The sequence below is a fragment of the Mucilaginibacter sp. P1_A3 genome, from assembly GCF_056406855.1.
This window is the reverse complement of sequence record NZ_JBFTZJ010000005.1, coordinates 231,760-246,004: the sequence shown is the minus strand read 5'-3', so window position 1 is coordinate 246,004 and position 14,245 is coordinate 231,760. Positions and strand designations below refer to the sequence as shown.

At 42.7% G+C, this 14,245-nt stretch carries 12 protein-coding genes; 11 read left to right on the top strand and 1 reads right to left on the bottom strand.

All coding sequences use genetic code 11. From position 1 onward, the window contains the following. Positions 1-90 precede the first annotated feature (90 nt). Genes AC1D0K_RS12275 through AC1D0K_RS12255 form a run of 5 tightly spaced genes read left to right on the top strand, consistent with a single transcriptional unit; the run spans position 91 to position 5,896 of the window. The gene (locus AC1D0K_RS12275) at positions 91-756 is read left to right on the top strand and encodes an ABC transporter ATP-binding protein (RefSeq protein ID WP_477392001.1); all 666 of its coding nucleotides are present in this window, start codon (positions 91-93) and stop codon (positions 754-756) included. Positions 757-778: 22 nt separating this feature from the next. Continuing rightward, on the top strand, positions 779-2,005 hold the full coding sequence (locus AC1D0K_RS12270) for an ABC transporter permease (RefSeq protein WP_295718086.1): 1,227 nt from the start codon (positions 779-781) through the stop codon (positions 2,003-2,005). Positions 2,006-2,031: 26 nt separating this feature from the next. Then, entirely contained in the window at positions 2,032-3,216 is a 1,185-nt protein-coding gene (locus tag AC1D0K_RS12265; RefSeq protein ID WP_477392003.1) for an ABC transporter permease, read from the top strand. A 21-nt stretch (positions 3,217-3,237) separates the two neighbouring features. Further along, positions 3,238-4,611, top strand: a complete 1,374-nt coding sequence (locus AC1D0K_RS12260; RefSeq protein WP_477392004.1) for a sigma-54-dependent transcriptional regulator — start codon at positions 3,238-3,240, stop codon at positions 4,609-4,611. Then, positions 4,595-5,896, top strand: coding sequence for a sensor histidine kinase (locus AC1D0K_RS12255; protein ID WP_477392005.1), 1,302 nt, complete (start codon positions 4,595-4,597; stop codon positions 5,894-5,896). The genes AC1D0K_RS12260 and AC1D0K_RS12255 overlap by 17 nt, the downstream gene beginning before the upstream one ends. Positions 5,897-6,351: 455 nt before the next feature. Here the strand turns inward: AC1D0K_RS12255 and AC1D0K_RS12250 are convergent, their stop codons facing one another. Continuing rightward, complete coding sequence (locus tag AC1D0K_RS12250) at positions 6,352-6,726, bottom strand: DoxX family protein (RefSeq protein ID WP_477392006.1); 375 nt, start codon at positions 6,724-6,726, stop codon at positions 6,352-6,354. A 95-nt stretch (positions 6,727-6,821) separates the two neighbouring features. Here AC1D0K_RS12250 and AC1D0K_RS12245 point away from each other — a divergent pair, with 95 nt between their 5' ends. The 6 genes from AC1D0K_RS12245 to AC1D0K_RS12220 all read left to right on the top strand — a co-directional run bounded on the left by AC1D0K_RS12245 (position 6,822) and on the right by AC1D0K_RS12220 (position 14,241). Beyond that, positions 6,822-7,199, top strand: a complete 378-nt coding sequence (locus AC1D0K_RS12245) for a winged helix-turn-helix transcriptional regulator (protein WP_477392007.1) — start codon at positions 6,822-6,824, stop codon at positions 7,197-7,199. Positions 7,200-7,322: 123 nt separating this feature from the next. Further along, positions 7,323-8,993 (top strand): alpha-amylase family protein, encoded by a 1,671-nt coding sequence (locus tag AC1D0K_RS12240; RefSeq protein ID WP_477392008.1) that lies wholly within the window; start codon positions 7,323-7,325, stop codon positions 8,991-8,993. A gap of 341 nt (positions 8,994-9,334) precedes the next feature. Next, positions 9,335-10,645, top strand: a complete 1,311-nt coding sequence (locus tag AC1D0K_RS12235; protein WP_477442419.1) for a hypothetical protein — start codon at positions 9,335-9,337, stop codon at positions 10,643-10,645. 6 nt (positions 10,646-10,651) lie between these two features. Then, positions 10,652-11,551, top strand: coding sequence for a nucleoside hydrolase (locus tag AC1D0K_RS12230; RefSeq protein ID WP_477392010.1), 900 nt, complete (start codon positions 10,652-10,654; stop codon positions 11,549-11,551). Positions 11,552-11,599: 48 nt separating this feature from the next. Continuing rightward, positions 11,600-13,813: an outer membrane protein assembly factor BamB family protein gene (locus tag AC1D0K_RS12225; protein ID WP_477392011.1), complete on the top strand. Its 2,214-nt coding sequence runs from the start codon at positions 11,600-11,602 to the stop codon at positions 13,811-13,813. Positions 13,814-13,992: 179 nt separating this feature from the next. Continuing rightward, positions 13,993-14,241, top strand: a complete 249-nt coding sequence (locus tag AC1D0K_RS12220) for a hypothetical protein (RefSeq protein WP_477392012.1) — start codon at positions 13,993-13,995, stop codon at positions 14,239-14,241. The last annotated feature ends 4 nt before the right edge of the window (positions 14,242-14,245 follow it).

Sequence of the window (14,245 nt, the reverse complement as noted above, 5' to 3'; positions counted from 1 at the left end):
AAATTCAATAACTCAATATTCAGTCATTCACTAATTAAATAGACCCAAATCACTAATTCACTAACTCAATAAATCACTAATTAAAAAGATATGATCCGTTTACAAAACATTGAAAAAGTGTACCGCACAGACACTATAGAAACTCTGGCCCTTAATAGCATAAGCCTTGATATTGCCAAAGGCGAATTTTTATCCATCATGGGCCCATCCGGCTGTGGTAAAAGTACCTTGTTGAATATTATGGGTCTGCTGGATGCACCGTCAAAAGGGATGATCAAAATTGCCGATAAATCAACCGAAAATCTAAATGATAAGCAGCTGGCGCAGTTCAGGAATAAAACACTGGGCTTTATCTTCCAGAGTTATCACCTCATCAATGATTTGCAGGTATTGGATAACGTGGAGTTGCCGCTGCTATACCGCGATACCACGGCTAAAGAACGCAAAAGACTGGCAACTGAGGCGCTGGAAAAAGTAGGTTTAGCTAACCGTGTTAAACATTTCCCTACCCAGTTATCGGGTGGTCAAAGGCAGCGTGTGGCTATAGCAAGAGCCATTGTGGGCAGGCCGGACATTATTTTGGCCGATGAGCCAACCGGTAACCTGGATAGCGCCATGGGTAACGAGATTATGGAGATCCTGATCAACCTGAACCGTAATGAAGGTACCACCATTGTAATGGTTACACACGATGAAAATATGGCTCACAAAACACACCGTTTGGTGCGCCTGTTTGATGGTTCGCAAGTTCAATAATTAACCGCTTAAATATAATGTTATGCTTAAAAATTATTTTAAAATAGCCATAGCGGTATTGCGCCGAAGAAAGTTCTTCACCTTTATCAGCCTGTTTGGTATCAGCTTTACGCTTACCATACTTATGGTATTAACCGCATTTATAGATAAGGTTATTGGCGATAACTACCCCGATAAAAAAAGGGACAGGTTATTGTACGTCAACCGCATTGAGCAGAAGGGCAAGGATAACATGACCTCGGGCACCTTATCCTACTATTTCCTGAGTCATTATACCGGTATGATGAAAACGCCGGTTAAAGTGGCCATATCATCGGGCTTTAACGGTACCAATACCTATGTAAATAATAAAAAGATAGCTGTAAGCTATAAATATACCAATGCCGAATTTTGGGATGTAATGGATTACGATTTCACAGAAGGTAAGCCATTTAACAAACAAGAGGTAGACAATGCTGATCATGTAGCCATCATATCTGAAGATATGAAGAGACAGTATTTTGGCGATGTTGGCCCGGTTGTGGGCAAATACATCGAGGCGGATAACGTGAATTACCGGGTGTTGGGCGTGGTTAAAAATGTGCCCGTAACCAGTTATATGTTTTTTAGCGATATCTACCTGCCATATACGGTATCAAAAGCCGATTATAAGAGTAAAAGCTATGGCGGCGGCTACATGGGCGTGCTATTGGCGGCCTCGAAAGATGACGTGCCCAAAATGCAGGCCGAATACGAAAACCTGATGAAACGCGTACCGGTTGAAAGTAAAGACTATCAACATTTATACAGCCATGCCAACAGTTTTTTCAGAAGTTATGTTGATACCGGTAATGAGGCTTCCTCTGGTGTATTCATCGTGGTTACAGCTATCAGCATATTTGTATTCATATTTATGCTGTTGCCAACGCTTAACCTGGTAAATATCAATATTACCCGCATTATGGAGCGGTCGTCAGAGATTGGCGTGCGTAAAGCTTTTGGGGCGTCGTCAAAAACGCTGGTTTACCAGTTTATAGTCGAAAACCTGATCCTTACCTTGTTGGGTGGTATCATCGGCACATTGTTATCAGTAATTGCACTTTGGGCCATTAATAATGCCGATCTGATAGCCAACCTGCAGTTAAGCATCAACTTTACGGTATTGTTCATCGCCCTATTGGCATGCCTTATTTTTGGCTTTCTGTCGGGCGTGTATCCGGCCTGGCGCATGTCGAAACTCAATGTGGTTACCGCGCTTAAGGCTCAATAATTTTTCATCATTAAATTCAAAATATTATGTTTAAGCATTTATTTAAACTCATCTGGAACAAAAAGAAACAAAACTTTTTGCTCATGACCGAGATGCTGGTATCCTTTATGGTGCTCTTCGCGGTGTTTACGCTAATGGTTTATTACTATGATAACTACAAAAAGCCTATGGGTTTCAAATACCAGGATGTTTGGGTTATCAATATTAATAACTCGTACCAAACAAAAAATACAGATTCACTCGATCTGTATTACGAAACATTAAGAAAAATCATCAAATCCTTGCCCCAAGTACAAGATTTGAGTTTTGTGAGCGGCAATGTTCCGTTTTCGAACCAGATTAACCAGGGTGGTTTAACTTTTAAAGGTAAACACATTGATCATCTAAATAATTTTACAGCAGAAGACAGTTATAAAGAGACAATGGATTTGGATGTTTTGGAAGGTCGCTGGTATAACAAATCAGACGCCGTATCAAAATATAAACTTGTAGTGATTGATGCCGATTTAAAGGAAGCCACTTTTGGAAAAGAACAGGCCGTAGGTAAGCTTTTGGGTAATGATGACGATAAAAAGAAAATGAAGGTGATAGGAGTGATCCAAACTATAAAACGAAACGGCGACTATGTGAAAGCTGGTCCTGGCCTTTATTTTCGCGCCGATACAGGCTCATTCAGGTGGTTAAGTAAAATACTCGTTAAAGTTAGTCCCGGTGCCGATGCTGCTTTTGAAGGTAAGCTTTACAAAACCATGGCTGGTTACATGAAAAACTCTAATATTGAAATTGAACATTTAACCAATAAATTAAAGGATACCAATTACTTCGCGGTGATCCCAATGATCGTATTATCCATAGTAAGCTGTTTCCTGATCATCAATGTCGCCCTTGGTTTGTTTGGGGTGCTTTGGTACAACATCAATAAACGTAAAGGTGAGATAGGTTTACGCAGGGCGATAGGTGCAACAGGTAACTCGGTATCATCGCAACTGGTCATGGAATCTATGATATTGGCTACGCTTTCGCTCATTATCGGATCGTTTTTTGCCATACAGTTTCCGTTGCTGAACGTGTTTGATCTATCGGCGCATATTTATATTATAGGTATGTTGCTGTCTATCATATTCGTTTACCTGCTGGTACTGGTTTGTTCATTATATCCCGGCAGGCAGGCGGCGGCAATTTATCCGGCAGTTGCTTTACACGAAGAATAATTACGATATTAACCTGCAATTATGATATTGGTTATTGATGATGATATTGCTGTACGTACCTCGCTTTTGTTGCTGCTAAAAAGCGAAGGTTATGATGTGTTAAGTACCGAAGAACCCGCTGAGGCCATTAAGATCATAAAGAAAAAAAGCCCTGAGCTGATCATTCTCGACCTGAATTTCTCTATCGATACTTCGGGCCGGGAGGGGATGGATTTGCTTGAAAAGATAAAACAGGTTAACAGCGCTATTCCGGTGGTGCTGATAACCGGCTGGGGAAGTATCGAACTGGCTGTAAAAGGAATGAAGCTGGGTGCCAATGATTTTATTAATAAGCCATGGAACAACGAGTACCTTTTACAGTCGGTTAAAACCCTGCTTGATCTGCAGGATAAAAAAACGGAGCATCGTACCCGCAAGCAATTGGATAAAACGTACAACTTTCAGCACATTATAGGCGAAGATGCTAAAATGCTGGATATCCTGGAAACCATTGGGCGGGTAGCTACTACCGATGCATCTATCCTCATCATGGGCGAAAGCGGCACGGGTAAAGAATTAATAGCGGAGGCTATTCACCAGAATAGCTTGCGCCGCAACAAGCCATTTATAAAGGTGAACCTGGGCGGCATTTCCACATCTTTGTTTGAGAGCGAGATGTTCGGCCATATCCGGGGAGCTTTTACAGATGCCCGGTTTGATAGGGTGGGCCGTTTTGAAATGGCAAATAAGGGGACTATATTTTTAGATGAGATAGGCGACCTTGATGCCAGCAGCCAGGTGAAACTGCTGCGGGTGTTGCAGGATAGGACCTACGAAATGCTGGGTAGCAGCCGTACCAAAACGCTGGATACCCGGGTGGTTTGTGCCACCAACAAAAACCTTAATGAAATGGTATCGCGCGGTACTTTCAGGGAAGATTTGTTGTATCGTATAAATCTGATTACCGTTTATCTGCCTGCCTTGCGCGAGCGGCCAAAGGATATTCCTTTACTGGTTGATTTTTTTATTAATAATTTAAAAGAGATCTATAACAGGCCAAAATTATCTGTGGCGCCATCGGCCATGAAGTGGCTGCAAACTTTACCTTTACCGGGCAACATAAGGCAGTTGAAAAACCTGGTGGAACGTTCTATACTGGTAAGTAAAAAAGACGAACTTGGTATTGATGATTTTCGCTCGCAACTGGAACTATCGCCGGTAAAAAAAGGGAACATGCAGTTGCCGGGTGTAGGCACTTTAACTTTGGAGGAAGTAGAGGTAGAGATGATAAAGCGTGCCATGGATCACCATAAAAATAAAATAAGCAGAGCCGCGGCGGCCCTGGGGCTTACGCGAAGCGCCCTGTACCGCCGGCTGGACAAATACCAGATACCATACGATGAAGCTGAGGACTAAATATGTTTTATTTGTTGTAATACTGCACCTGCTCATCCTTGTGCTCACCTATTTTATTTTTAACCAAAACAAGATCTTTTTTATTGCTTCAGAGGCGTTTGTGCTTATTTCGGTTGTGGTAGCCGTACAGCTTTATCGGCAGTTAATCAACCCTTTAAAATTATTGATGCAGGGGGTAGAAGCTATAAAGGACAAGGATTTTAATGTTAAATTTTTATCAACCGGCAAACACGAGGTAGATGCGCTGATTGATGTTTATAACCAGATGATGGACGAGCTGAGAACAGAACGCACAAGGCAGGAGCAGCAGCATTTCTTTTTAGAAAAGCTGATCTATACTTCGCCAACGGGCATCATTATATTGGATTTTGATGATCGTATACAGCAGATAAACCCCAAGGCCCTGCAGTTATTGGCTATCGCCGAGGATCAATTGCATGGTACCTCCATACATGAATTGGAGCACCCCTTATTTGAGCAAATGCGTGCATTAAAATCGGGCGAAACCGTGGTAGTAAAGCTGGATGGCGTAAGTTCATTTAAACTGCAGAAATCGCATTTTGTAGACAGAGGGTTTTCTCGCCATTTTATTATGATAGAGGATTTGACGGCCGAAATACTGGCGGCCGAGAAAAAGGTTTATGGCAAGGTGATCAGGATGATGGCGCACGAGGTAAATAACACCATTGGTCCTGTTAATTCCATCATGCAATCGGCTATGAAAACTCACCAGCTTTGGGAGGGCCATGAATTTGATGTGCTGAAAGATGCATTGCAGGTAGCTATGGACCGTAACCAAAACCTCAACTTATTTATGCGCAACTTTGCCGATTTGGTGAAGCTGCCGCCTGCCAATAAACAACCAATGGTACTTCAGAATCTTATCCAGTCTGTAGCCACCTTAATGGACATTAAAGCCAAAGAAAAAGGAGTTAGGTTTGAATTTAACCTACCCGATGATGTGGTAAACATATTGGCCGATGAACAGCAGCTGGAGCAGGCTTTAATTAATATTGTAAAAAACGCCATCGAATCAATTGATGGCGGTGGTTTGGTGAAATTCACGCTTATCCCCAGTGAAAGAAAACTCATCATTACCGATACCGGTAAGGGCATTACCGCCGAACAAAGCACTAATCTTTTTTCACCATTCTTCAGCACCAAAAAAGACGGGCAGGGGATAGGGCTTACCCTAACAAGGGAAATTCTGCTGAATCACGGTTTTGAATTCAGTTTAAAAACTGTTGCCGAGAAGCAAACGGAGTTTGTAGTGTGGTTTAATTAGTTAAATAAGTTATGTCACGAGGGATAAAATGCTGGGACAGCAAAGGATCAATTAATGTTTAAAAAGATTTGTCATCCTGAACGCAGTGAAGGATCTATTATTCGCCATGCTTCTTCGCCCTGTAAAGTCTGCGAATAGATCCTTCACTGCGTTCAGGATGACAAAAGTTTTTTTTGCAAATATGTCATTGCAAGCAATCGCGAACTGTGCATATTCGCCCTGTAATGTTTCGAGGTTGCCGTGCTGCGCTCGTAATGACGATTATGTAAGTAGTTGATTGTTAGTGTTGTTTTGTAGAGACGCATATTTGCGTCTCCCGCGTGAAAATCGGCGATGTAAATCCGCTCTGTATAGCTGGAGACGCAAATATGCGTCTATACGAAAAGCCTCGCCTGCCATAGGTCATCACCATTTTTTTAGGTTTATCCCTGGGGGATTCTCAGCGATGACAATTACTATTTTGTCGCTGCAACCTTATTCTTCTTCCCCCAACTCACATAAGAAACCACCAATATTGCCAAAAATATAAGTGGGGCCACCCGCATAGCAACAGGATCGCCCGAGGCTGAGTGCGCGATAAAGGCGGATATAAATACGATGAATAATCCGGCATAGGCCCATTCTTTTATTTTGGGTAAAACCGGAACAAGAAGTAATAAGGCGGCTATCACTTTGGCAATGGCCAGTTCAATTCTGAAATAATCGGGAAAACCGAGGTGCTTAAATGCCTGTGCCATCTCTGGCTTGGTGAGGTAGGCAAAGGCCGAGTAGGTCATCATTAATGAAATAATAGAAGTAGTAACCCAGTAAGTAATTTTAGTAGCTTTCATGTTTGTATTTTGTTATACAAACTTATGTATCTTTGCTATCAATAAGATACTACTATCCCAAAGGATAGCGGTATCCTTTAGGATAGTTCATCAATATGGAAACACTTACAGATAACCACATTCATACCCCCGAAGCCTGTAACGCCAGTATAAACGCTGTGCGTGATACCCTATATGTGCTGAATGGAAAATGGAAACTGCCATTAATAGTCGCCCTGCAAAATGGCCCCCTGCGGTTTAATGATATTCAGCGGGCATTGGGCGATATCACCCCTAAAATTTTGTCGAAGGAACTACGGGAACTTGAACTGAATGAATTTTTAACCCGCAAAGTTGAATCAACCAGGCCTGTTACCGTTACCTATCAGCTTGCAGAATATAGCCGATCATTAAATAGTGTGATAGATGAGTTAAGGAACTGGGGCATACAGCACCGCGAGCGGATAGTAGCCAGCCGAAAAAAAATGGTATAAAGCTCATGGGCATATTGCATGGTTTTTTTATCCCTTTTACACTTTTAAACCGATTATTAATATAATCATTTTAAATCCCTAAATCCTTTTAGTAATGTTGTATATCCAATTCAAACATCTACTATGCAACGGCGACATTTTATCAAACTTACAACAACTACCGGTGCGGCTATATTATTTAGTCGGCTAACTTATGCAACGTCAACCCAAACAACGGCCATCAATCTGCCCGATGAGGTTTGGGCACAATCCGGCACCGAATGGTTTAAGCTGAAGAATACCAATGGCAGTAAATTCAGTTATAATGATATCGAGGTTACGGTTAAAGCCAATGGAAATGCAAAAGGGGTATATATACAATCGCCAACTCAGCAGCTTAATTCGGTGCGTTTAAAATGGAAACACAATACATCATCATCAGCAAAATATCTGGGCGATCATTGGGAGCGCTCTTATGGCGACCTGCAATGGAAAACCGGTTTTAATGGTGGTAAAAGTCCATGGTATGTAATTATTAATGATGGAAAGCAAACGGCGTGTTTCGGCGTAAAAACGGGCGCTAATAGTATTTGCTGGTGGGGCTTGGGTGCCGATAGTCTCGATCTTAATTTGGATACACATTCGGGCGGTAACGGTGTATTGTTGGGTAATCGTACTTTGCATGCCGCGGATATTGTTACTACCCATGGCTTGCCCGGCGAAACACCTTTCCGTACCGATCATCGGTTTTGCGGTATCATGTGCGAAAAACCGCGCTTACCCAAACAGCCAATTTATGGTATCAATGACTGGTACTTTGCTTATGGCAACAACAATTTCGACCTGATAAAACAAACCACCGCCATGATGAGCGAGCTGGTTACAGATACTAATAACAAGCCATTTTCTGTAATTGATGCAGGCTGGGCTACCTATTCGCCCTTATTACCGGGCGACGGCGGCTGGAATGATGATTTTTCTAAACCCAACGATAAATTTAAAGATATGCACCTGTTGGGCGATGAGATCAAAAAGCTGGGTATGCGCCCCGGTTTGTGGATGCGCCCGCTTTGTGCCCGCCATGATGAAAAAGCAAGTTTACTGGCCCCAAAGATCCCAGGCAGAGACGATCCTAAAAACCCAACCCTCGATCCAACCATCCCCGAAAATATTGAACGCGTTAAACGCAACTTTGATTTTTACAAGCAATGGGGCTATGAGATGGTGAAACATGATTTTAGCACCTATGATATTACCGGCCGCTGGGGCATTGATATGAAGGACAGTATAACTACAGCTGGCTGGAATTTTAACGACAGGAGTAAAACCACTGCCGAGATCATCCTGCATCTGTATCGCTCCATCCGTGAGGCGGCGGGTGATGGTATTTATGTGATTGGTTGTAACACTATGAGTCATTTAAGTGCAGGCATATTTGAAATGTGCCGGATAGGAGACGATACCAGCGGGAATGAATGGGCCCGAACACGCAAAATGGGGGTAAATACATTGGCTTTCCGCTTGCCGCAGCACAATAAATTTTATGCCGTTGACGGGGATTGTGTTGGCCTTACCACAAAAATTGAATGGGCAAGAAACAAACAATGGCTTGAATTATTGGCAGAAAGCGGTGCACCATTATTCGTCTGCGGGCAACCCGAGGCAATGGGCGCCGAACAAAAGGCAGCCGTAAAAAAGGCATTCGCCGCTGCCGCCAAAGTACTACCCTTAGGCGAACCCCTGGATTGGATGGACACCATGCTGCCCGAAAAATGGAAACTGAATGGTAAGGTGGTTGAGTTTAATTGGGCGTAAGGCGTTACTGCATGGTATCGAGTCGACTCACCCCGGCTATGCTACGCTGGGTGACGAGCGAAGCGATGTCGGGGTGAGTCGGTTGCCAGCGTTCAAAGCCAAGTTGTAGAATCCCAGATTTACGAAGTTTTTAAAACTTCGTAAATCTTTTACCTTTTACCTTTTACCTTTTACCTTTTACCTTTTACCTTTTACCTTTTACCTTTTACCTTTTGGTATTTATCCTTCAGATTATCAATGTTTTATTCCTTTCGATTGACATAAATACGGAACGCAATTCCCTCCGTAAACAATGTAATCATTATCTTGTTCCACATTTACTTTGAACAGGACAATTTATCATGAAGAAAATATTGCTATTTATACCCATACTTTTTATACTGTCATGCGGGCATGATCCGGCTCAGCTACAGGAAAATAAGAAGCTTAATAGTCTTGCGGTTGAGTATGTTAGGTTGGGGCTAACTATCGGTCAATATGATGCTGATTTTGTAGATGCCTACTATGGTCCGGATTCGTTAAAGCCGAAGCAAGCGCCTGCAAAAGAGTTTCCGAAGGATAGTTTGCTGGCCAATACCAATGTTTTAATGAATGAGTTGAAAATTATTTCAACTAACTCAGCGGTAGATACCAATAAAATACGCGCAAATTGGCTTATGGATCAGCTGGTAGCATTCAGCAGGCGCATCAGGATTTTTTCTGGCGAGGAAAGGCCCTTTGATGAAGAATCAAAAGAGCTTTTTGGCGTAGTTGCACCTGTTTACACCGAGGATTATTTTAAGTCCCAGGTAAATTTGCTTGATAGTATTTTGCCGGGTAAAGGCCGGGTGAACGACCGTTTTCAAAAACTGGCTAATAAATTCATTATCCCGAAAGATAAACTCGACCCGGTGATTAAGGCTGCTATTGCCGAAGCCCGCAAGCGAACTATGGCCCACTACACTTTACCTGCAGGCGAAGCTTTTACGCTGGAGTATGTAACTAATAAACCATGGAGTGGCTATAACTGGTACAAAGGCAATTATAAAAGCACGGTGCAGATTAATACCGATCTGAAAATTTTTATTGATCGGGCAATTGATGTGGGCAGCCATGAAAGTTACCCCGGTCACCACGTGTACAATATGTTGTTGGAGAAAAATCTGTATCACGATAAAGGTTGGGTAGAAGTATCCATGTACCCACTTTTTAGTCCGCAAAGTTTAGTTGCCGAGGGGAGCGCTAATTACGGTATTGAAGTAGCTTTCCCCGGAGATGAAAAGGTGAAGTTTGCTAAAAACGTATTGCTGCCATTGGCTGGTTTAGATACAGCCGGCATCAACGTGTATTTTAAAGCTCTTGCCATAAAAGGCACACTAAATTATGCCCGTAACGAGGCCGCGAGGGGATTGATTAACAAGACGATGTCGCGCGATAAAGCAACCACTTATCTTACTAAATATTGTTTGATGAATGATGAAACGGCTGCCAAATCCATTAGTTTTATTAAAAAATACCGCAGTTATGTAATCAATTATAACTATGGTTTGGATATGGTAAAAAACTATATAGAAAAAAATGGCGGTACCCCCAAAGACCCTATAAAACGATGGGAACTTTTTGGTAGATTGCTGAGCAATGAGGTAACAACCGAAGAGTTGCTCAAAAAATAAACCGCCATGTTCAAAAAAGTCATCCCTTTTAGTTTAATAGCTATATTAATAGCCTGTACCTGCTATGCTCAAAAAAAGGCAGTCTGGCTTGATTCAGATACAGGTAATGAAATGGATGATCTGTATGCCATCACTTACCTGCTTAAAGATCCGCAGGTAAATGTTGTTGGCCTAAGTTCTGCACATTTCAATAATGCCGATATGCTGGTTGGCGATAAATGGCATTATTACCCCACAAAAAATATCAATACGGTACAACTAAGTCAGGACTTGAATGAGCAGTTACTACAACTTACTTCCAGAACAGATGTGCCTCATCCACTGGGTAGCAGAGGCACTATCGGGCATTCATGGGGAGGTAAAGATCCGGTTATTTCTGCTGCCGAAAAAGGAATTATAGCAGCGGTACACCAACTTAAGGATGGCGAAAAACTGGATGTGCTGTGCATCGGGGCGGCATCAAATATCGCCTCGGCTATTCAGTTAGACACTACCATCATTCCTAAAATAAGGGTATATGTACTGGCCGCACGTTATTTCAGCGACCGCAAGGTTTGGGATAAAAGCGAGTTTAATGTGCGTAACGATTTGAATGCCTTTGACCTGTTGCTTAATTGTAAAGGTTTGGATCTTACCGTTATGCCCATCAATACCGCTATTGCTTTAAGATTTAACCGCACCGTTTGCCGTACTAACCTAAAAGATAAGGGTAAATTGGGCGAACTGTTATATAACCGCTGGGATTTTGTAGAGGCTAAAGACACTTGGGTAATGTGGGATCTGGCCCTCGTAATGGCCTACCTTGATCCTTCAAAAGCCGAAAAAATACAAACAACTGGACCGCCCGAAAACGAGCAGCGTGAAGTATCTGTATATAAAAATATCGATGCAAAAACCATGGAATAGGATTTCTGGACCCGGATGAACCTTTTTGCTGTAAAATAGAATAAACCAATGATGATAAAGAACAGATTTGTAACCGCCTTTTTTTTAGCGGCCGGTATTTATGCGTCATGTAAAAATCCAAAAGCCCACAAGGGGCGGGCAACTTACAGCAACTGGGGTACTTACGCCGGTTCAAAAGAAGGTAATCGTTATTCATCAAATCAGGAGATCAATCTAAGCAACGTTAGCAAGTTAAAAGTAGCGTGGACTTATAGCACAAAGGATAAGGACTCGGCCAACAGAAGCCAGAATCAGTGTAATCCCATCATGGTTGATGGTGTACTGTACGGCACCAGTCCAAAATTGAAATTATTTGCACTGAATGCTGCCACAGGCGAACAAAAATGGCTTTTTGATCCGGCAAAGGCTGATACTACAAACAGCGGCGATCCGATGGCTTATTATAAAGTGAGCCGGGGAGTGATCTACTGGCAAAATAAGGATGGCGGACAGAAACGCCTGTTTTACAGTGTAGGTACTAAAACCTTTGCCATTGATGCTGAGACAGGTACACCAATAATGACGTTTGGCAAAAATGGATATTTAGACCTGACTAAAAACCTCGACCGTGATACCAAATCATTTGTAGCGGGCACTACTCCCGGCGTAGTTTACAAAAACCTGCTGATAGTAGGTACCCGCGTAGCCGAATCTGCCGACGCGGCACCCGGACATATCAGGGCGTATGATGTACTTACAGGAAAGCTAAAATGGATCTTCCATACTATTCCGCATCCGGGCGAAAAGGGTTACGAAACATGGCAGGATACTGCTGCTTATAAAAAGTTTGGCGGAGCCAACAACTGGGCCGGGATGTCATTAGATGAAAAACGAGGTGTTGTTTATATCCCAACCGGATCCATCGGCGGCGATTTTTACGGTGGTTTCCGGAAGGGGCAAAATCTGTTTGCTAATTCGCTACTGGCATTGGATGCCGCTACAGGTAAGCTAAAATGGCATTTCCAGGTGGTCCATCATGATCTGTGGGACCGAGATCTGCCGGCCAATCCAAACCTGGTAACTATTACCCGCGACGGCAAAAAGATTGACGCGGTGGCTCAAATTACCAAACATGGTTATATTTTTATGTTCGATAGGACCAATGGTAAACCCATATTCCCGATAGTGGAAACACCGGTACCTACTAAAGCCTTGCCCGGCGAGGCGCCGTGGCCTACACAGCCAATACCTACCTTACCGCAACCTTTTGCAAGACAAATATTTAACCCCGAGGACGTGACGGACCGCACACCCGAGGTACATAAAGAGATGCTGGATAAATATAACCAGATTAAAAACCGCCTTATGTTTACTCCGCCGGCTAAACAAGGCGGGTGGATTTTTCCCGGCTTTGACGGAGGTGGCGAATGGGGTGGTGCAGCGGTTGACAATGAAACTAAGATCATGTACATCAGTTGCTCCGAAATGCCCTGGGCGCAGGTAATGATCAATGTGCCAAAGGCAACCAATGATAATTCGCTTAAAGGGATGGGACAGGTAGTTTACAATAAAAACTGTATAGGTTGCCATGGACCGGAGTTAAAGGGAAACGGTACATCGTACCCGTCGCTGGTAAATATTGGTGCTAAATTTAAGGAAGATCAATTAAGCCAGATCATCGCCAACGGCCGTAATATGATGCCATCATTTAAACAGCTTGCATCACAGGATAAAAAAGCATTGCTGGCTTTCCTGTTAAAATTGCCAGATGCAAAAGCATCCAAAACATTAGCCAAAGAACCAACAACTGGCCGTACAGCCAGCACTAAAACCGAAAAGAAAGTGGTTGATGAGATCCCCTACACCATGACCGGTTATAACCGGTTTTTGGATAAGGATGGATACCCCGGCATTAAACCACCATGGGGCACCTTGAATGCCGTTGATCTTACCACCGGTAAGCTGCTTTGGAAAGTGCCTGTAGGTGAATACCCTGAGTTGACTAAAAAAGGTATCCCGGTTACAGGTACAGAATTGTATGGTGGTCCGCTTGTTACCAAAGGTGGGTTGGTATTTATAGCCGCCACTAAGGATGAAAAAATCAGGGCATTTGATAAAAAAACAGGTAAAGTAGTATGGGAAGCTCAACTACCTGCGGCAGGTTATGCCACGCCTGCAACTTATGCTATCGGTGGGAAGCAGTATGTAGTTATAGCTTGCGGAGGAGGTAAAATAGGTAGCAAATCCGGAGATGAGTATGTATGTTTTGGGTTGGATGAGTAGTAGATGTTTTAACTAATATCGTGGTGTAGATATTCCGGAGGAGTTTTGCAGATAAGATGGGCCGTAGTAAGCTTTATTACCTTCTGTTGTTATTTTAAACTTAATCAATAACAAAAACATAATGTGCAGTTAAATTCATGTTTATGCTTTACTGGTAAATTTAGGGAAGTAAAAGACCAATGCCCCGCATACCGTTTCCCCGCAGCAATTTTGATGATCTTCGCAATTGTCCCCTGGATAAATTAGAAGAGGATATATCCCGGACGTCCATTCGTTTAAAATTACAAAACAATCCTATAACCGACATGGAACGGGGACGTTACCAGGAGGAACTGGATAAGTTGAGTGTGTTTAAATATATCAGCCAGCTAAGAAAAGGGAAATTAAGCTACGAGGATTTTAGCCAAAAGGTAGAATTGACATCCTGAGCGC